The sequence below is a fragment of the Nonomuraea sp. KM90 genome, from assembly GCF_052246675.1.
Classification (GTDB): domain Bacteria; phylum Actinomycetota; class Actinomycetes; order Streptosporangiales; family Streptosporangiaceae; genus Nonomuraea.
Map to the genome: position 1 here is coordinate 1 of NZ_JBQQCB010000070.1, position 19,208 is coordinate 19,208.

General features: G+C 70.9%; 18 protein-coding genes. 12 read left to right on the forward strand and 6 right to left on the reverse strand.

Translation table 11 applies throughout. The features are described from left to right. From ACTWPW_RS41715 to ACTWPW_RS41725, 3 genes are all read left to right on the forward strand, one after another. Positions 1 to 838 (forward strand): IS256 family transposase (locus ACTWPW_RS41715; protein WP_443171924.1); only part of this gene is annotated, 838 nt, incomplete at its 5' end. A 292-nt stretch (positions 839 to 1,130) separates the two neighbouring features. Further along, positions 1,131 to 1,442: a ribonuclease domain-containing protein gene (locus tag ACTWPW_RS41720; protein WP_443171957.1), complete on the forward strand. Its 312-nt coding sequence runs from the start codon at positions 1,131 to 1,133 to the stop codon at positions 1,440 to 1,442. A gap of 6 nt (positions 1,443 to 1,448) precedes the next feature. Continuing rightward, positions 1,449 to 1,937: a barstar family protein gene (locus ACTWPW_RS41725; RefSeq protein WP_443171925.1), complete on the forward strand. Its 489-nt coding sequence runs from the start codon at positions 1,449 to 1,451 to the stop codon at positions 1,935 to 1,937. 515 nt (positions 1,938 to 2,452) lie between these two features. Here the strand turns inward: ACTWPW_RS41725 and ACTWPW_RS41730 are convergent. Then, positions 2,453 to 2,911, reverse strand: a complete 459-nt coding sequence (locus ACTWPW_RS41730; protein ID WP_443171926.1) for a hypothetical protein — start codon at positions 2,909 to 2,911, stop codon at positions 2,453 to 2,455. Between the two features lie 99 nt (positions 2,912 to 3,010). Continuing rightward, positions 3,011 to 4,279, reverse strand: a complete 1,269-nt coding sequence (locus ACTWPW_RS41735) for a phytase (RefSeq protein ID WP_443171927.1) — start codon at positions 4,277 to 4,279, stop codon at positions 3,011 to 3,013. Between the two features lie 124 nt (positions 4,280 to 4,403). On the opposite strand from ACTWPW_RS41735, the gene ACTWPW_RS41740 reads away from it, so the two are divergent. The 9 genes from ACTWPW_RS41740 to ACTWPW_RS41780 all read left to right on the forward strand — a co-directional run bounded on the left by ACTWPW_RS41740 (position 4,404) and on the right by ACTWPW_RS41780 (position 14,266). Then, positions 4,404 to 5,393, forward strand: a complete 990-nt coding sequence (locus tag ACTWPW_RS41740) for a sugar ABC transporter substrate-binding protein (RefSeq protein WP_364132109.1) — start codon at positions 4,404 to 4,406, stop codon at positions 5,391 to 5,393. Then, on the forward strand, positions 5,390 to 6,421 hold the full coding sequence (locus ACTWPW_RS41745) for an ABC transporter permease (protein ID WP_375117103.1): 1,032 nt from the start codon (positions 5,390 to 5,392) through the stop codon (positions 6,419 to 6,421). The genes ACTWPW_RS41740 and ACTWPW_RS41745 overlap by 4 nt, the downstream gene beginning before the upstream one ends. Beyond that, positions 6,418 to 7,173 carry an ATP-binding cassette domain-containing protein gene (locus tag ACTWPW_RS41750; protein WP_375117104.1) on the forward strand — a complete coding sequence of 252 codons (756 nt, stop codon included), beginning with the start codon at positions 6,418 to 6,420 and terminating at the stop codon, positions 7,171 to 7,173. Before ACTWPW_RS41745 ends, ACTWPW_RS41750 begins: the two co-directional genes overlap by 4 nt. 111 nt (positions 7,174 to 7,284) lie before the next feature. After that, positions 7,285 to 8,256 (forward strand): alpha/beta hydrolase, encoded by a 972-nt coding sequence (locus ACTWPW_RS41755; RefSeq protein WP_443171958.1) that lies wholly within the window; start codon positions 7,285 to 7,287, stop codon positions 8,254 to 8,256. A gap of 271 nt (positions 8,257 to 8,527) precedes the next feature. After that, positions 8,528 to 9,835, forward strand: coding sequence for an MFS transporter (locus ACTWPW_RS41760; protein WP_375117105.1), 1,308 nt, complete (start codon positions 8,528 to 8,530; stop codon positions 9,833 to 9,835). After that, positions 9,832 to 10,761, forward strand: a complete 930-nt coding sequence (locus tag ACTWPW_RS41765) for a hypothetical protein (protein ID WP_443171928.1) — start codon at positions 9,832 to 9,834, stop codon at positions 10,759 to 10,761. Before ACTWPW_RS41760 ends, ACTWPW_RS41765 begins: the two co-directional genes overlap by 4 nt. Beyond that, entirely contained in the window at positions 10,749 to 11,783 is a 1,035-nt protein-coding gene (locus ACTWPW_RS41770; protein WP_443171929.1) for a DUF917 domain-containing protein, read from the forward strand. The genes ACTWPW_RS41765 and ACTWPW_RS41770 overlap by 13 nt, the downstream gene beginning before the upstream one ends. An 83-nt stretch (positions 11,784 to 11,866) precedes the next feature. After that, on the forward strand, positions 11,867 to 13,375 hold the full coding sequence (locus ACTWPW_RS41775; RefSeq protein WP_443171930.1) for a PucR family transcriptional regulator: 1,509 nt from the start codon (positions 11,867 to 11,869) through the stop codon (positions 13,373 to 13,375). A gap of 45 nt (positions 13,376 to 13,420) precedes the next feature. Next, positions 13,421 to 14,266 carry a metallophosphoesterase family protein gene (locus tag ACTWPW_RS41780; RefSeq protein WP_443171931.1) on the forward strand — a complete coding sequence of 282 codons (846 nt, stop codon included), beginning with the start codon at positions 13,421 to 13,423 and terminating at the stop codon, positions 14,264 to 14,266. 29 nt (positions 14,267 to 14,295) lie between these two features. On the opposite strand, the gene ACTWPW_RS41785 is transcribed toward ACTWPW_RS41780, so the two are convergent. From ACTWPW_RS41785 to ACTWPW_RS41800, 4 genes are all read right to left on the reverse strand, one after another. Continuing rightward, positions 14,296 to 15,429 (reverse strand): aminotransferase class I/II-fold pyridoxal phosphate-dependent enzyme, encoded by a 1,134-nt coding sequence (locus ACTWPW_RS41785; RefSeq protein WP_443171932.1) that lies wholly within the window; start codon positions 15,427 to 15,429, stop codon positions 14,296 to 14,298. Further along, positions 15,426 to 16,052, reverse strand: a complete 627-nt coding sequence (locus ACTWPW_RS41790) for a helix-turn-helix transcriptional regulator (RefSeq protein WP_375117111.1) — start codon at positions 16,050 to 16,052, stop codon at positions 15,426 to 15,428. Before ACTWPW_RS41790 ends, ACTWPW_RS41785 begins: the two co-directional genes overlap by 4 nt. A 55-nt stretch (positions 16,053 to 16,107) precedes the next feature. Further along, positions 16,108 to 17,946, reverse strand: coding sequence for an asparagine synthase (glutamine-hydrolyzing) (gene asnB / locus ACTWPW_RS41795; RefSeq protein ID WP_443171933.1), 1,839 nt, complete (start codon positions 17,944 to 17,946; stop codon positions 16,108 to 16,110). Between the two features lie 156 nt (positions 17,947 to 18,102). After that, the gene (locus ACTWPW_RS41800) at positions 18,103 to 19,164 is read right to left on the reverse strand and encodes a glycoside hydrolase family 19 protein (RefSeq protein ID WP_443171934.1); all 1,062 of its coding nucleotides are present in this window, start codon (positions 19,162 to 19,164) and stop codon (positions 18,103 to 18,105) included. Positions 19,165 to 19,208 lie beyond the last annotated feature (44 nt).

Genomic DNA, 19,208 nt, shown 5'->3' on the forward strand with positions numbered 1-19,208 from the left:
CGGCGCCCAGGTCTCCAAGCAGACCATCTCCACCATCACCGACAAGGTCATGGACGGCATGGCCGAATGGCAGAACCGGCCGCTCGATCGCGTGTACCCAGTCCTGTTCGTGGACGCGATCAACGTCGAAATCAGGGACGGTCACGTCGCCAACCGGCCCATCTACCTGGTCATGGCCGTCACCGTCGAAGGCCACCGCGACATCCTCGGCATCTGGGCCGGCGACGGCGGCGAGGGCGCCAAGCACTGGCTGGCGGTGCTGACCGAGTTGAAGAACCGCGGCGTGGACGATGTTCTCATGCTGGTCTGCGACGGGCTCAAGGGCCTGCCGCAGGCGGTGGAGGCGGTCTGGCCGCGCACCATCGTCCAGACCTGCGTGATCCACCTGCTGCGCAACTCCTTCCGGTACGCCGCCCGCCAGGACTGGGACAAGATCGCACGTGCGCTCAAGCCCGTCTACACCGCCCCGACCGAGGAAGCGGCGCTGGAGCGGTTCTACGAGTTCTCCGAGCTCTGGGGGCGCAAATACCCGGCCGTCGTGCGGCTGTGGGAGACCAGCTGGGCGGAGTTCGTGCCCTTCCTGGCCTTCGACGTCGAGATCCGCCAGGTCATCTGCTCCACCAACGCCATCGAGAGCGTCAACGCCCGCATCCGTAAGGCAGTCCGCGCCCGCGGCCACTTCCCGAACGAGAGCGCGGCCCTGAAGTGTGTATTCATGGCGCTGATGAGCCTGGATCCCACGGGCAAGGGCCGCAAGCGATGGACCATGCGCTGGAAGGCACCCTTGAACGCCTTCCAGATCGCCTTCGAAGGCCGCCTCACCCCTGCCAACCTCTGAACACTTCAACACCCAAGATCAGCCGTTAAGTTGACACTCCCCCAAAGACTGGAGTCAATGGCTTGCCGGCCTCGGATCGCAGTTCGGCGGGAACACGGAATGCGCGATGGAGGCGGTCAACGGCGACTACGCCAACGCACGCCTTGAATGCACGACCAAGAATCCGTCGTGGGTTGACCCTAATAGCGACGCATGCAAGGCAGGTAGCGGTCAGGGCAAAGACTCCTGTGAGTCGCATTACATGGAGAAGTCCGCGCGTGGCGTCTGGTGTACAGCAGGTGCGCTAGGAACCATGGGTCGACTCGGGGGGCCAAAGATCGGCCCGGTGCCGAAGAAGCCACATGACACTGCTGATCACGTACGCACACATGGGACTCCTCCTCCTGGCTACAGGGGCGGAAGGACCTTTGAAAATGATGGGCGAGGGGGCGGCGAGATCCTCCCCAGAACCGACGCAGATGGAAATGCAATCACCTATGAAGAGTGGGATGTCAATCCGTACACCCGAGGAGTAAATAGAGGCGAGGAGCGTCTGGTGACAGGCAGTGACGGAAGCGCCTACTATACTAGCAACCACTATGAAACGTTCACGCGGTTCAGGTAGGCAATCATGAACTTTGAGATTCTGGCCGAACGTCTCTCGCGTCCTGAGCCGCCATGGCTGTACAGGGCGGATGATGCTGTTGAGCCTCAGAGGATACTCGTAAGCGAAGGGGACATGGCGATCTTCTGCCTAGATTCGGCGACGATGACAACTGTCGACGACTTCTTCGAGATCATAGCTAGAGAGCTTTTGTTCCCGGACTACTTCGGCCGCAATTGGCCCGCGTTCGACGAATGTCTGGCTGATATTTACGAGTGGTACCCCATGCAAACCATAGTGCTGGTCTTTGCTGGTTCAGAAGCGCTCCTCTCCCGTGACACGGCCGATCTGCCCACCCTCTTCCGCATCCTTACGAAGGTGAGCCAGGAATTGGCAGACGAGGTAATCGAAGGGCAGCCATGGGATCGGCCATCGGTGGCATTCCACGTAGTGTTCGACCTTGGAATCGAAACCACAGCCGTGGGTAGGAGCCTGCCCCTGCTGCCCATCCCATAGGAGCGGCTGCAGAACCATCATGCCGCGGGTTTCCGCCGTGGGCGGCGGGCGGCCTCGGGGGCGGCAAAGCGGTGCGTCGTCGGCGGTGTGCCACAGGTACTACCGCGACGTTCGCCAGCCCCGCACCTGCCTGCTCCACGCCCAGGCCATCAAGGTGGCCGCCAAGAACGTCGGCCGGCGACCTCAACCTAACGCCGGTCCCTGGCCCGCGCCCATGCCTTCTGATCGAGAGCGCGGCCTGGCGGGTCGCTTCGGCGGCGCGATTATCGCTGGTGTCGGCCTCGACGCACCCAACCAGGAGCGCCAGCCAGCCGGCCAAACTGAGGACGTCGCGGTGCTGGGCGAGGGTGAGCCGGTCGCCTTCTGCCTCGTGTTGCGGATGTAGATCGTGGTGACGTTTCAGCTCGGACTATCTCCTTGCCTCTGTTCGTGCGGTGGTGTTCATCACGCACGACCACAGGTGACGTCGGACCTGTTCCCACAGCGTTGTGAATGGCGGACCGGCCGCTGCCCTCTCACGCTGCTGTGATTAGGTCGTTGAACGCCAGTGCTTGCGGCTGATCGGGCCACCGTGACAGCAGTGTCGTGTTCAACCGTGCCAGTTCCGACCGTACTGACTGGGACCCCACCTCCGTGGCGATCACCAGCGCGTCGCTGGCCGTCTCCGCCGCCGTGTCCGGCGCCCCGGCGGCGGCATGCGCGTGCGCCAGCCGCGCCATGTAGCTGGCCTTGTCCCGGCGCTGGTTCGGCCGCAACCCATCGATGCAGCCCTCCAGCAAATTGACCGCCTCGCCCGGCCGGGCCACATTCCCGGACTGGCCTTCCGTCCGGATGCTTTGGTCGGAAGGCCAGTCCGGGACTCGCGGTCTCCCTTCGGTCTCCCCTCCCTTTCGAGAGGGGTTCGCTTGGGTCGGGCCGCTGAATATCTGCAGGTCAAGCGAGGTGTGACGGTGTGAATAGATGTCACGCGTCATCAAGGCGACATGTTTCATTCCCGCTGCACGTGTCTCGCGTCTGTTCGTTAATGCGCAGGTCAAGCCCTAGGCGGGCGGTGAACATAGGGCTTGACGGCCCTAGTCGATCGCCTTCTCGACCATCCGCCAGCTCACGAACTTGAAGTTCGTGACCTCGCGGTCGCCGTCCCCGGGCGTGTCGGCGCCGTCGTGCACGACCAGCAGTCCCTCCGGGAAGGCGCTGCCGAGCGAGGCGCTGGTGACCATGGCCCCGTCGCTGACCTCGGCGCCGTCCGTGCGGGTGCCGGTGGCCACGCGGAACTGGGCCAGGTGGTCGTTGTCCTCGCGGTCGTAGACGGCGAAGGTGTCGTCGCCCTGGCTGGAGGCCAGCAGGTAGCCTTCCCCGTCGTCCCCGTCCTCGAAGATCGTCAGGCCTTCGGCGTCGGCCGACAGGTGGTCGCCGCCGTAGCCGCGGTCCTGGCCGGGGACGCACTCCTCGGTCTCCGGGTCGTAGGTGTCCTGGCGGCCGTACTCCCTGACCTTGTCCATCAGCACCGGACGGCCGGTCAGGTCCGCGCGCAGGCGCCAGATGCCGACGTCCTCCTGTGCCGCGTACAGCACCCCGTGGGGGCGGTCCACGACCATGCCCTCGATCTGCGCCAGCTCGCCCGGCTCGCCGCACGGGACCCAGGTGGTGCCGTCGGGCAGGGGGAAGGTGGCGGGCAGGTCGAGCGTGCGGACGGAGTGGTAGGTGACCTTGCCGCCGGGGGCGGCGGTGAGCTGGAGGAGGCCGAGCCTGGTCTGGTGGCGGCGGCTGACGACCACGCGGGTGCCGCTGACGGCCAGCCCGTACGCGGTCTCCGCCTCGTCCACCTCCTCCTGGGTGGTGTTGAAGACGAACGGCACGGACGGGTCGGTGATGTCGGTCAGCGGCGGCCGGCCGGCGGCGGCCGCGGCCGGGTCGATGGCGTAGACGCGCAGCTGGTCGCGGCCCCGGTCGGAGGCCACCGCGAGGTCCACCGTGGCGCCGGTGGACAGGCGGAAGCCGTGGACGAGGTCGACGTTGTTGAGCCGTCCCGGCTCGTGGTCGGGACCGGGCGGCGGCTGGGCGGGCAGGTGCTGGAGCTGGGCGCCGGACAGCGCGTACGCGTACAGCCCGCCCTCCTTGGCGGTGGTGATCACGACGCTCCTGCCCGGACGGGTGGGGTGCACCCAGATCGCCGGGTCGTCGCCGTTGGCGAAGCCGCCCGCCTCGTCGTCGTACAGCGACGGCGTCTCGGCGGTCGCGGTGACGGTGGCGACCCCGGAGGCGGCGGCGGGCACGGCGGCGGCGAGCGGAAGGGGGGTGACAAGCAGGAGGATCGTGGATAAGAAGGCACGCACAGGCATCTCCTCATGATCGTTGATCACTCTGAACTACGGGTGAACGTGCCGGGCATAAGTCCGCATGTCTATACAAACAGATGACATTGGGGTAGAACCAGGGCTAGCCCGTTGGTCTTGGAGGTGTCCTATGAGACGAACCCCGATCGTGCTGGCACTGCTGGGTGCGCTGGCCGTCACCGGCTGTTCCTCCTCGGGAGGTCAGACCGCGCAGAGCGCCCCGCCGGCCTCCTCCGCGCCCGCCCCGGCCGGGAGCGGGAGCGGCGGCAAGTTCGCCGTCATCACCCATGGAGCGCCCGGTGACTCCTTCTGGGACGTGGTCAAGAACGGCGCGGAGGCCGCGGGCAAGCAGTACGGCGCGCAGGTCACCTACCAGGGCGACGGCGACCCGGCCAAGCAGTCGCAGCTCATCGACCAGGCCATCTCGGAGAAGGTCGACGGCATCGTGGTCTCCATGGCCAACCCCGACGCGCTGAAGGAGGCCATCGGCAAGGCCGTCGCGGCGAAGATCCCCGTCGTGACGATCAACTCGGGCGCCGACTCCTCCAAGGCGTTCGGCGCGATCACCCACGTCGGCCAGTCCGAGGACGTGGCCGGGCGCGGGGCGGGGGAGCAGCTCAAGGCCGCCGGCGTCACCAAGCTGCTGTGCGTGATCCACGAGGCCGGCAACGTCGGGCTCGACCAGCGCTGCAAGGGCGCCGAGGAGACGCTGGGCGGCACGGTCGAGCGGCTGCAGGTGGACGTGAGCAACCTGGCCGACGTCACCTCCAAGGTCGCCGCCAAGCTCCAGTCCGACCAGCAGGTCAACGGCGTGCTGTCGCTCAACCCGGCCGTCGCGGTCGCCGCCAGGGACGCGATCAAGGACGCGGGGTCGCAGGCGAAGCTGGCCACGTTCGACCTGTCGGCCGACGTGGTGACCGCGATCAAGGACGGCGAGGTCCTGTTCGCCGTGGACCAGCAGCAGTACCTGCAGGGCTACCTGCCGATCACCTTCCTCAACCTGTACAAGGCCAACCTCAACACCGTCGGTGGCGGCCTGCCGGTCAACACCGGGCCCGGGTTCGTCACCAAGGACACCGCCGACCAGGTCGCCAAGCTGGCCGAGGCGGGGACGCGATGACGATTGCGGCGGACGAGCGGGTCGGCCACGTCGGCCTGGCCCGCCGCCTGCTCATCCGACCCGAGCTCGGGGCGGTGGTCGGACTCGTCGTGGTGTTCGTCTTCTTCGCCTCCCAGTCGCCGGTGTTCCGGTCGCCGGCCGGCATCGCCAACTGGCTCGACCCGGCCGCCACGCTCGGCATCATGGCGGTCGCGGTGGCGCTGCTGATGATCGGCGGGGAGTTCGACCTGTCGGCGGGCGTGCTGACCGGCACCAGCGGGCTGATCCTGGTCACGCTGGCCACCCGCTTCGGGTTCAACGTGTGGCTGGCGATGCTCGCCGGGCTGGTGGTCGCGCTGGCCGTCGGGTTCGCCAACGGGATGGTCGTCACCAGGACGCGGCTGCCCAGCTTCATCGTGACGCTGGGCACGTTCCTCATGCTGCAGGGCGTCAACCTCGGGGTGACGAAGGCCCTCACCGGGACCGTGCAGGTCAGCGGGCTGCGCCGGGCCGAGGGGTTCGAGGGCGCGAACGCGATCTTCGCCGGGACGATCGACATCGGCGGCACCTCGTTCCGGGTGGCCATCCTGTGGTGGATCCTGGTGACGGTGGTGGCCACGTGGGTGCTGATGCGTTCCCGGGCCGGCAACTGGATCTTCGCGGTGGGCGGCAACGAGCAGGCCGCCCGGGCGGTGGGCGTGCCCGCCGCCCGTACGAAGATCGCGCTGTTCATGACGACCGCGTTCGCCGCCTGGCTGGTCGGCTCGATCCTGGCGCTGCGCTACACGTCCGTGCAGGCCAACATCGGCATCGGGCAGGAGTTCATCTACATCATCGCCGCCGTGATCGGCGGCTGCCTGCTCACCGGCGGGTACGGCTCCGCCATCGGGGCCGCCATCGGCGCGGTGATCTTCGGCATGGCCGACAAGGGCATCGTCTTCCTGGGCTGGGACGCCGACTGGTTCAAGTTCTTCCTCGGTGCGATGCTGCTGCTGGCGACGCTGGCCAACCGCCTGGTCAGGCGGTACGCGGAGGAGGTGAAGCATTGATCCTGGAGACCAGGGGCATCGGCAAGGCGTTCGGCTCGGTGCTGGCGCTGCGCGACGTGTCGATGGGCGTGGCGGCCGGGCAGGTCATCTGCGTACTCGGCGACAACGGCGCGGGCAAGTCCACGCTCATCAAGATCCTCTCGGGGATCCACCAGCACGACGCGGGCTCGTACCTGGTGGACGGGAAGGAGGTGCGCCTGGCCAGCCCGCGCGACGCGCTCGACCGCGGCATCGCCACCGTCTACCAGGATCTGGCGATGATCCCGCTCATGTCCGTCTGGCGGAACTTCTTCCTCGGCTCCGAGCCCCGCAAGGGCCTGGCGTTCGACGTGGCCAAGGCCCGGCGGGTGGCCCGCGAGGAGCTGCGCGCCATGGGCATCGACATCCGCGACGTCGACCAGCCCGTCGGTACGCTGTCCGGCGGCGAGCGGCAGTCGGTGGCCATCGCCCGGGCCGTCCACTTCGGCGCCCGCGTCCTCATCCTCGACGAGCCCACCTCGGCGCTCGGCGTCAAGCAGGCCGGCGTGGTGCTGCGCTACATCGCCCGCGCCCGCGACCGGGGGCTCGGCGTGGTCTTCATCACCCACAACCCGCACCACGCCTACCCGGTGGGGGACCGGTTCCTGCTGCTCAACCGGGGCACGAGCATGGGCGAATACGCCAAGGCGGACATCACCCCGCAGGAGCTGACCGCCCTCATGGCGGGCGGGGCGGAGCTGGAGGAGCTGGAGCACGAGCTCAAACGGCAGTGAACTTGGCCGACATTTGACCCATCAGGGCGGTCACCCGGACGGAACACCAGGCAGAAACACCTCGGCATGTCGAAACACCGATAAGCGGCCGGGAGACCACCCATGACCACGATGACCAGCAGGAACGTCGTGCTGGAGAAGGCGGCGCAGCAGTTCGCGGCTGCCAACGCCAAGCCTCCCTTCATCTACGAGCTCCCGCCGGAGCAGGGCCGCGAGGTGCTGGAGAAGCTCCAGTCCGACCCGGACGTGCCCAAGCCGGAGATCGACGAGGAGTGGATCCAGGTGCAGGGTGGCCCGACCGGCGTGATCCCGGTGCGGATCGTCAAGCCCAAGGGCGCCACCCGCACGCTGCCGGTGATCTTCTACATCCACGGCGCCGGCTGGGTGTTCGGCTCGGCCCGCACGCACGACCGGCTGGTGCGCGAGCTGGCGGTGCGCTGCGACGCCGCCGTGGTCTTCCCCGAGTACGACCGCGCGCCCGAGGCCAAGTACCCCACCCAGATCGAGCAGAACTACGCCGCCGCCCAGTGGGCGATGCGGCACGGCCCGGAGAAGGGCCTCGACTCGTCCCGGATGGCGGTGGCCGGGGACTCCGTGGGCGGCAACATGGCGATCGTGCTGGCGATGATGGCCAAGGAGCACGGTGACGTGCGGCTGTGCGGCCAGGTGCTGTTCTACCCGGTCACGGACGCGAACTTCGACACCGAGTCGTACAAGCAGTTCGCCACCGGCTACTACCTCAACCGTGACGGCATGAAGTGGTTCTGGGACCAGTACACCACCGACCCCGCCCAGCGGGCCGAGCCGCACGCCTCGCCGCTGCGGGCGCGCGTCGAGGATCTGCGCGGCCTGCCGCCGGCGCTGGTCATGAACGGCGAGGCGGACGTGCTGCGCGACGAGGGCGAGGCGTTCGCCGGGCGGATGCGCGAGGCGGGCTGCGACGTGACGGCGGTGCGGCTGGCCGGGATGGTGCACGACTTCGCCATGGTGGACCTGCTGCGCGACACCAACGCCAACCGGACGGCCATGGAGCTGGCCACGACCAGGCTGCGCCACTGGCTGCATTCGGAATCTACTAAGTAAAGGCGCCCGGCGTGAAACTGTGGCCCGGCAAACCCCCGGGACCGTTATTACCCCGCAGGCCAGATCGCGGACCGCCCGCGAGGGCGGTCCGCCCGGCCGTGCCCGCGACCCGCGGACCGGCGGGCGTGCGGTGTCACCGCGGGCGATCAGGGAGGGCGGTCAGGGCGGGCCGCACAAGGTGAGGGGGCCGGTCAGGGCGGTGCGCACAGGTGAGCCGGCGCGGGGCCGCCGTAGGGTGCGGCCAGATTCCGCCCCCCTCCGAGGAGCTTGCATGACCGCCACCGACTCCCGGACGCTGCCCATCGGCGCGGCGTTCGACCGCATGCCGTTCACCCGACGGCACGTGCTCATCGCGCTCGCCCTGTTCATCGCGTTCGTCATCGAGTCGTGGGAACAGCTCGCCCTGGTCTACGTCTCCGGCGATCTGGGCACGAAGCTCGGGATCGACGAGGCGGGCGTCGGGGTGGTGCTGTCGGCGGTCGCGTTCGGCATGATCCCGGGCGTGCTGGTGTGGGGGCCGGTGGCCGACCGGATCGGGCGCAGGCCGACGGCGTTCTGGTCGTTGCTGGCGTACGGGGTGATCGCGCTGGCCTCGGCGTTCGCCCCGAACATGGAGGTGCTGGTGGCGCTGCGGGTGGCCTCGGGCCTGGCGCTGGCCGGCGTGTACACGATCACGTTCCCCTTGTTCCTGGAGCTGCTGCCGACCCGGCACCGTGGCCGGGCGGCCGTCTACCTGTCGATCGGGTGGCCGATCGGCATGCTGGCCGCGATCGGCGCGTCGGTGTCGCTGGGCGACCTGGGCTGGCACGTGGTGGTGATCGCCAGCGCGGCGGCGGGGCTGTGGGCGTTCGCGATCAGGGCGTGGGTGCCGGAGTCGCCGTACTGGCTGGCCGCGCGCGGCCGGCAGGAGGAGGCGCGGGCGGTGCTGCGCTCGCTGGGCAGCCCGGACGCCGAGGCCACGTTCACGGTGGCGAGCCACCGGGTGGGGCGGCCGCTGGACCTGTTCAGGGGCGGGCTGGCCCGGATCACCGTGGTCATGCTGCTGCTGAACTTCGTCTTCAACTGGGGCTACTGGGGGCTGCAGACGTGGCTGCCCACGCTGCTGCAGGACAGGGGCCTGACGCTGTCGGCGTCGCTGGGCTTCGCCGCGCTGAGCGCGCTGCTGATGATCCCCGGGTACGTGAGCGCCTCGCTGCTGACCGGCCGCTTCGGCCGCCGGAAGGTCTTCCTGGTCTACGTGGTGGCGGCGGTGCTGGGCGGGCTCTGGTTCGCCACCGCCGAGTCCATGGTCGGGCTGTACCTGGGCAATTTCGTCCTGGCGTTCTTCAGCATGGGCGCGTGGGGCGTCTGGAACACCTGGAACGGCGAGTTCTACCCGACGGCCCTGCGCGGCACCGGCTACTCCTGGGCCACGGCGGCGCAGCTGGTGGCCACCACGGTGGCGCCGTCGGCGGTGGGCGCGCTGCTGGCGAACGCGACCGGCTTCACCGCGACCATGCTGATCATCAACGCGTTCATGGTGGCGACGGCGCTGCTGGCCCTGCCGCTGCCGGAGACCGAAGGGCGCGAGCTGGAGTGATCGTCGGGGTCGCGCTCGGTGAGGCCGCGCCGGTGGTGGTGGCGGTCAGGGACGGCGCGGCCACCTGGCCGGTGGCGCGGGCGGTCGCGCGTTCGGCCGAGCGGGCCTGCGTGGCGGTGGACCTGGGCGGCGTGCGTACGGCTCCGGTGGCGGCCGTCCGGGTCGGCGGGCCGTGCCCGGAGGCGCTGCGCCCGGTGGTCGGCTCGGGGGTGGCGACGATCGTGCGGGGCGGCCACAGCGTGACCGGCAGGCCGCTGGCGCCGCTGGACACCGAGGCCGTGCGGCGGTTCGCGGCCACGTGCGGGCTGACGGACTTCGCCGTGACGGCTACGGGCTCGCCGATGCTGACCGACCACGAGCTGGCGGTGGCGGCGATCATCGCGGCGGAGGTGCCGGAGGCGCGGATCACGCTGTCGTACGAGTTCGGGCACCCCGGGCTGCGGGAGCGGGAGGCGGAGGCGATCCGGAACGCGGCGCTCGGACCGGAGGCGGGGCGGATCGCCGACGAGGTGGCCCGGGAGTTGCCCGGGGTGCCGGCGTATTTCGCCAGGTCGGGGAGCGGGCTGGTGGCGGCGCACTACTTCCGGCGCTATCCGCTGGCCTGCGACCTGGGTGCGGCGGCGAGCCTGGCGCGGGGCCGGCCGGTGCTGGGCGAGGAGGTCTCCGACGGGGTGGCGGCGGCGTACGGCGCCTCGCTGGGGCAGCCGGAGGCGCAGGTGGAGCGGATCGTGCAGGCGCGCGGGCGGGCGGAGCTGGACCGGGTGCTCCAGGACGCCAGGGACGAGGCGCTGGCCCGGGTGGTCAGCGCGGGGGCGGCGCCGGGGTCGGCCAGGATCGAGGAGACCACGGTGAACCCGCTGTCGTACCTGCCGGACGGGCTTTACCGGGTGCGCGTGACGGCTGGTGGGCTGCCGTGGGCCGGCTGATCGATCGCGACGGGCTGGGCCGGTTCTCGGTGGGGTCGCGGTTGTTCGCGACCGGGGCGGCGGACTCGTCGTACAACCTGGCGCTCGACTGGGCCCGGTCGGTGGTCGGGCGGGGCGTGGAGCTGGTGGCGGCCGGGGAGCTGGCGCCGGACACGTTGTGTGTGGCGATCAGCCTGGTGGGCTCCACGACGGCGCTGGGGGAGCAGCTCCCGGCCGGGGACGAGCCGGAGCGGGCCGTGCGGGCGCTGGAGCGCAGGCTGGGGGAGCGGGCCGGGGCGGTGGTGGCGCTGAATCTGGCGGCGGAGAACGCGCTGGTGCCGCTGATCGGGGCGGCCGCGCTGGGGGTGCCGCTGGTGGACGGCGACGGTACGGGGCGGGTGTTCCCGCTGGTGGAGCAGACGACGTACGCGCTGGGCGGGATGAGCCCGGTGCCGCTGGCGCTGGCGGGCGGGTCGGGGGAGCTGGTGTTGCTGGAGACGGGGGCCGGCCGGGTGGAGGAGCTGCTGCGTCCCGTGGTGCTGTCGGTGGGGGGATGGGCGGTGGCGGCGTGCTATCCGATGGCGGCGGGCGATCTGGCGCGGGTGCTGGTGCCGGGGACGGTGAGCCTGCTCATGCGGGCGGGGGAGCCGGGGGTGCCGCGGTCGGCGGCGGCGCCGTACGGGGTGCGGACGTTGTGCCGGGGGCGGATCCTGGCTGTGGAGGGGAGCACGGGGCACGGCTCCGACCTGGCGTTGCCGTCGTTGCCGTCGAGCATCGTGCTGCGGGAGTCGGAGGGGTTGCGGCGGCTGGTGCGGCTGGAGGCGCACAACGAGATCGTGCTGGCGCTGGCCGACGGGGCGGTGGTGGCGACGGTGCCGGACCAGATCTGCATGATCTCCACGGCCGACGGGATGGTGGTGGACGTGGACAAGGCGGAGCCTGGCCTGGAGCTGGACATCATGGTGGTGCGGGCGGCGCCGGTGTGGCACACGGACCGGGGGCTGGCTCTGGGCGGGCCGCGCGCGTTCGGGATCCCGCTGTGAGCCGGGGGCCGCGGGTGACTTCGGCGTTGCAGGTGAGCTGGGGGTTGCGATGAACGGTGGGATGCGGTGAACGGTGGGATGCGGTGAACGGTGGGATGCGGGCGCCTGGGTGGGAGGCGCCGGTCACGGTGGCCGAGCTGGTGAACGCGGGGCCGCTGGCCGGGGCGCGCATGTACGGCGCTGGTGAGAACCCCGTGCGGGGCGTGCGGATCGTGGACGAGCTGTCGGTGTTCGGGACGGTCGCGCCGCACACGGCGGTGGTGCTGATCGGGGCGGCGGCCAGCGGCGGCTGGGCGGTGGAGATGGCCATGCGCCGGGCCTGGGAGCAGGCGGCGGCCTGCGTGATCGCGCCGTCGGGCGGGCTGAGCGAGGGCTCGGGGGAGGTGCTGGCGGAGCGGCTCGGCGTGACGCTGATCTTCGTGGACGAGGATCCGCTGATCGTCGCGGTGCGGGTCGCCTCGGCCGCCTCGCGTCCGGACGCGGCCCGTACGCAGCTCGTGGCCCGCTGCGCCACCCGGCTCGCCGAGGCGGGCGCGTCGGCGCGGCGGGTGCTGGGCGTGCTGAACGCGGAGTTGCCGGGCACGTCGGTGGCCTTCCTCGACCGGTACGGCCGCTACCTGGCGGGCCGCCGGGACGCGGCCGGTGACTCGCCCGTGGCGCGGTCGGGGCGGTGGTCGGCCGAGGTGACGGTGCCCGGGCAGGAGGAGGTGGTGCTGGGCACGCTGGTGGCGGGCGGCTCGTCGCGCTCGCCGGGGTGGCCGTCGGTGGTGCGTACGGTGCTGGGGCTGGCGGTGGCGCCGCTCACGGCCTGGGCGGCGCAGGAGCGGCTGCGCGCCGCGGCCGACTTCGCCTTCCAGGCCTCCCTCGCCGAGCGCCTTCTCACCGGATCCGCCACCTCCGCCCTCGGTGCGCCGTCGGGCCCCGGGGTTTCCGGTGAGGCGGTGGCGGGTGAGGACGCGGGGACCGCGGCGATCGCGCTGGGCTGGCCGGTGCGCGGGCCCCTCACCGCCTACCACGTACGCCCGCCGGCGGAGACGGACGACGCCCCGCTGGCGCAGACGCTCATCACCGCCGGCCTCGGCCAGGTCCCGGTGCTGGTCCGGGGCGAGGGGTGGGCGGGCTGGTCGGCGCTGGGGCCCGCCGAGCTGGCCGGACGCGTCCAGCACTGCCTCGGGACGATGCCGTGGCCGTGCGCGGGAGGGGTGGGCGCGCAGGTCGAGGGCCTGGAGCCGGTGGCGGAGTCGTTGCTGGGGGCGCAGGCGGCGGCGTTCGTGGCGGTCGAGGGTACGGTGCTGCGCGCGGACCGGATGGGCCCGGCGGAGCTGCTCGGCGCCCTGCCCACCGGCGTGCTGCGGGCGCCGGCCGCCGTCGTGCTGCGCCCGCTGCTGGGGATCGACAGGGACGGCACGCTGCTGGAGACCCTGGCCGCGGTCCTGGACGAGGGCGGCGCGCTGAAGGCGGCGGAGCGGCTGGGCGTGCACCGCAACACGATCACCACCCGCCTGGACCGCATCAAGGCCGCGGGTTTCGATCTCGACGACGCCGCCACCCGCCTGGCCCTGCAACTCGCCTGTCACGTGATGCTCCGCTGAGCTCCCCATGGCATGCTCGAAGGGCATCCCGGAAGGAGACACCCCTTGCCCGCTCCCGAATCCGAGGGCAGGTTGCTGGCGGTCAGCGACCTGCACATCGCCTACCCCGAGAACAGAGCCATCGTGGAGGACCTGAAACCGGTCACGCCCGGCGACTGGTTGCTGGTGGCCGGGGACGTCGCGGAGCGGCCGGCCGACATCAGGTGGGCGCTGGAGCTGCTGGCGGGCCGTTTCGAGCGGGTCGTGTGGGTGCCGGGCAACCACGAGCTGTGGACCATGCCCGACGAGCCGCCGGACCTGCGGGGGGCCGCCCGCTACGAGCACCTGGTGGGTCTGTGCCGGGATCTGGGCGTCCTCACCCCGGAGGACGACTATCCGCTGTGGGAGGGGCCGGGCGGGCCGGTCCGGATCGTGCCGCTGTTCCTCCTGTACGACTACACGTTCCTGCCCGAGGGCCACCCCACCAAGGACAGCGCGCTGGCCTACGCCCACAGCACCGGCGTGGTCTGCACCGACGAGTACATGCTGCACCCCGACCCCTATCCGAGCCGCGAGGCCTGGTGCCGGGCGCGGGTCGAGCTCACCGAGCGGCGGCTGGCGGAGCTGGACGACGACGTGCCGCTGGTGTTCGTCAACCACTACCCGCTCGTACGCGAGCCGACCGACGTGCTGCGCTACCCCGAGTTCGCCCAGTGGTGCGGCACCACCGCCACCGGGGACTGGCATCGCCGCCACCCCACCGCGGCGATGATCTACGGGCACCTGCACATCCCCCGCGTCACCTGGTACGACGGGGTCCGCTTCGAGGAGGTCTCCCTCGGTTACCCCCGCGAGTGGAAGCGCCGCCCCGGGCCGCGCCGCCTGCTGCGCGACGTCCTGCCCGAGGAGTAAGGGCACCTACCGGTCCCTGCCCGGCAGGCTCATCGGCGCCCGTCCAGGAACGAGGCGAGGGCGTCCAGGGCGGGCCCGGGATCGTTGCGCCCGACCCCGACCCGGAACCGGTCGCCGGGCGTGGCCGTCAGCTCCGAGCGGTAGATGCCGGCCGGCAGCAGCAGCACGCCGGCCGTCTCGACCAGCTCGGTGCAGAAGGACTCCACGCCGTCGCGCCCCAGGTAGCGGGGGAAGGCCACGCAGCCGCCGTCGGGTGCCCGCCACTCGAACAGGTCGCCGTAGCGGGTGAAGAACTCCTCGAACAGCGGCAGGTTCGTGGCGATGATGCCCCGGTTGCGCTCCAGGATCCGGTCCCTGGCCTTGATCGCGATCCGGGCGAGCACCTCGCTGGGCGCGGAGTTGCAGATGGTGGTGTAGTGCTTGGCGCGTTCGAGCCGGGAGCGCAGCTCGCGGTCGCGGCAGGCGATCCACCCGATCCGCAGTCCGGGCAGGCCGAGCGACTTGGAGGTGACGTTCAGCGAGAGCGCGGTGGGTGACAGGTCGGCGGCCTGCGGGAGCGTGCGGGCCGGGTCGAGTTCGAGGCCGCGGTAGACCTCGTCGCTGAACAGGTGGATGCCGCGTTCGTCGCACATCGCGGCCAGGCGGGCGAGGTCGGCGGCGGGGATGAGCGTGCCGGTGGGGTTGTTGGGGAAGTTGACCGACACCACGCGGGTGTTCGGGCGCATGGCCGCGGCGACGGCGTCCAGGTCGAGCGCCCAGTCGCGCTCGGGGTCCAGGGCCACGCCGGTGACCTCGCACAGCGACATGGGCACGGTCTCGGCGGCCTGGTAGTTGGGGGTGAGCACCACGGCGTGGTCGTCCGGGCCGAGCAGCACCTGCATGGCCAGGTAGAGGGCCTCTTCGGCGCCGGCGAAGCAGATCACGTCGTCCGCGCCGACCGTGTCGTACGTGTCGGCGACGGCCTGGCGCAGCTCGAGGGCGCCGTAGGTCTCGGTGTAGCCGAGGGAGAGCGTCTCCCAGGCGTGGACGTCCTCGGGGGCGGCGAGGGAGAGCAGCTCGGCCATGGTCATGGTCTGGGCGTCGGACGCCGTCAGGTGGTGCCGGGCGGTGAACTCCCAGCGGGAGAAGTAGACCTCCAGCCGGAAGTCGGGCAGTCGGCTCATGGGCGGCTCCTTCTGAGTTCGGCGAGCAGCGCGTACAGGGTGGATCGGGAGGTCTTCAGCGCGCCGGCGACGACGGGGACGGCGCGGCGGACGGCGAAGACGCCGGCCTGGTCGAGCTCGGCCAGCACGGCGAGGCGGTCGGCGCGGGTCAGGCGCTCGACCCCCCGCCCGTGCTCGCGGACGTAGGCGCCGACGATCCGGTGGACGCGCTCGGTCCAGTCCTGCTCGAACAGCGCCTCGGGGCGCGGCGCGGTCGGCGCGGCGAACGCGGCCAGCAGCGCCGCCGCCTGCTCCATCGGGGTGCGGTCGAGGTTCACGCAGAGCACGGCCGACGGCTCGCCGCCGTCGTCGCGCAGCACGGCGCTGACCGAGGACAGCCGCCGCCCGTCGGACAGCAGCTTCTCGTACGGGCCGTAGACGTCGTTGCCCGCCGGGTCGAGCCGCTCCAGCTCGCCGAGCAGCGACGGGTCACCGGCGCCGCGCCTGGACATGGGGTTCCACACGGCCAGCACGCGGTCGTTCGCGGCGTCGTGCAGCACCACTTCGGCGTGCGGTGCCAGCAGCGCGGCGATGGCCTCGCACACCGGCGACCACATCCGCACGCGGGGATCTGTCTGCGTCACACGTCGGATGATATGTCCAGGTTGGACATTTTCTCCAGTCGGAGGCGGGTGCGGTTCACAGCGCGAGCTCGACCCCGTAGTTCCGCATCCACTCGTCGAGCTGCAGGAACCGCTCCAGAGCCGCCCGGTTCCCCGGGGCGGGTGGCTGGTCGACGGTCGCGCGGGCCCGGTCCCAGTCGATCAGCCGGGCCGCGGGTGAGTCCTCCCGCTGGAGCAGGACGCGGGCCCGTTCGTGCAGGGCCTGGTCGTAGGAGGGGTCCTGGGTGGTCGGGTACGGGCTCTTGACGCGCTGGAGGATGCCCGCGGGCAGCAGGTCCGACGCGGCCGCGCGGAGCAGGCTCTTCTCCCGGCCGTCGAACGTCTTGAGCGCCCAGGGCACGTTGAAGACGTACTCGACCAGGCGGTGGTCGCAGAACGGCACCCGTACCTCCAGGCCCACGGCCATGCTCATCCGGTCCTTGCGGTCGAGCAGGAGCTGGACGAAGCGGGTCAGGTGCAGGTAGGAGATCTCGCGCATGCGCCGCTCGTGGCCCGTCTCGCCCGGGAGCCGGGGCACCTCGGCGAGGGCCTGGCGGTAGCGCTCCTCGCTGTAGCCCGGCAGGTCCAGCTCGTCCGCCAGGTCGTCCCTGAGCAGCCGCTCCACGCCGGTGTGCGGGGCGGCGCCGGGGATGGCGAGCCACGGGAAGGTGTCGGCCTCGACCGCCTCGCGCTCGTGGAACCACCGGTAGCCGCCGAACACCTCGTCGGCCGACTCTCCCGACAGCGCCACCGTGGAGTGGCCGCGGATGGCCTTGAACAGCAGGTACAGCGAGCTGTCCATGTCGCCGATGCCGGTCGGCAGGTCGCGCGCCCGCAGCACGGCCGAGCGCACGCCGGGGTTCATCAGCTCGGCCGAGTCGAGCACGATGTCGGTGTGGTCGGTACGGGCGTGGGGGACCAGCTCGTGGACGTAGGGGGTGTCGGGCGTCGAGCGGGTGAGGTCGGGCTTGAAGTTCTCGGTGTAGCCGGCGAAGTCGACGGAGAACGAGCGTACGGTGCCCAGGTGCTGCTCGCGCAGGTGCCTGGCGGCCAGGGCGGTGATCGCGCTGGAGTCCAGGCCGCCGGACAGCAGGGCGCACAGGGGCACGTCGCTGATGAGCTGGCGGGCGACGATGTCGTCGAGCAGCGTGCGCACGGTCTTGACGGTCTCGCCGACGTCGTCGGAGTGCTCGTGCGAGTCCAGCTGCCAGTAACGGCGTTTGCGGATCCCGTCGCGGCTGACGGTGACGACCTGGCCGGGGCGCACCTCGTACATGCCGGTGAAGATGGCGTGCTCGGGCGTCTTGATGAACGACATCAGCTCGCGCAGCCCGTCGGCGTCGAGCTCGCGGCGGGCCCGCGGGTTGGCGAGGATGGCCTTCGGCTCTGAGCCGAACAGCACGCCGTGGGGGGTGGGGTAGTAGTACAGGGGTTTGATGCCCATGCGGTCGCGGACGAGGAGCAGCTGCTCGGAGCGGGCGTCCCAGACGGCGAAGGCGTACATGCCGTTGAGGTGCTCGGCCAGGTCCGCGCCCCATTCGAGGTAGGCGCGCAGCACGACCTCGGTGTCGCTGCGGGTGCGGAAGCGGTGGCCGCGGGCGGTGAGTTCCGCGCGCAGCTCGCCGAAGTTGTAGACCTCTCCGCTGTAGGTGAGGACGGCGGGCTCGCGCCCCTCGCCGTCGGCCACCATCGGCTGGCGTCCGCCCTCGAGGTCGATGATGGCGAGCCTGCGGTGCCCGATGGCGGCGTGTTGAGCGGTCCAGAGCCCCTCGTCGTCGGGACCACGGCACGCCATCGTGTCGGTCATGTCCTGCGCGATCTGCCGCTCCTGCCGCAGGTCGTGCTCGAAGTCCACCCATCCGCAGATGCCACACATGTCGGCTCCCAGGTCTGAAGGCCGTATACGTGCCCGCTTTGGGGTAGATCGTGAATAACGTCCGGTTCAACTTGGGGCATGGGATTTTCCTGGTCGGAGCGCCGCGCGCCCGCCGGCGAAGAGCGGGCGGGCGCGCGGGTTCCGGGTGTCAGGCCGTCAGCAGGTGAGGTTGCCGCCGGGGGAGACCCCGAGGATCTGGGTGAAGCGCTGGTAGGCGTTGACCCGGCTCTGCACCTGGGCGGGGTTGCGGCCGCCGCACTCCAGGCTGCCGTTGATGCTGCGGATGGTCTCGCCGAAGCCGCGGCTGTTGACCATCGCGTTGTGGGCCGTCATGGTGCCGGGGCCGTTCTGGGTCATCCAGTACCACAGGGCGGTCTTCCAGGCCACGGCCGCGTCCTGCTGCACCAGCCAGGGGTTCGTCAGGAGGGGCAGGCCGAGCGCGTCGCCGGCGGCCTTGTAGTTGAAGTTCCAGCTCAGCTGGATGGGGCCGCGGCCGTAGTAGGCGGCCTGCCCGGCCGGGCATCCGTACGGCTGGTTCGGGTCGCAGTAGTGGGGATAGTTGGCGGTGTTCTGCTCGACGATGTGGACCAGGCCGCCGGTCTCGTGGTTGACGTTGGCGAGGAAGGCGGCGGCCTCCTGCTTCTTGATCGTGTCACTGCTCGTCCTGGCGAAGGCGGGGTAGGCACTCATGGCCGCGACCAGGCCGCTGTAGGTGTAGAAGGAGTTCCGGCTCGGGAACATCTGGTTGAACTGGGCCTGGGTCACGACGAACCCCGACGGGTCCGGCGGGTCGGTGGGGCCGCCGGAGCAGGTGTGCGGGTCCCAGTACCAGTGGCTGATGACCGGGTCGTACCCGGGGTTCTCGTGTACGGCGATGTAGTGGTTGCCGTCGGTGTAGCGGACGATGCTGCCCACGCCGTACCACTGACCGGCCACCCAGTTCGGGTAGGAGCAGGCCGTTCCCCCGCCGCCGCTGCCGCCGGTGCAGGACCCCTGGTCGGCCCAGACGTCGGCGCTGCCGGGGGCCTCGTTCTGGGTCCACCACCGGGCGGACCAGTTGTGCCCGTTGTGCGACACGACCGCCCCGCCGGTGTAGACGGCGGAGGTGCTCCACGCGGTCGCGCAGGCGGCCGCGTTCGCCGCGGCCGGCAGGAGCACCGCGAGCACCCCCGTGGCCAGTAACAGCGCGACCAGCGGGGCCAGGATTCTTCGCAGCACGTGACCACTCCTCGAGGCTTAATGCTTAAGAAAGTTTCCTAAGG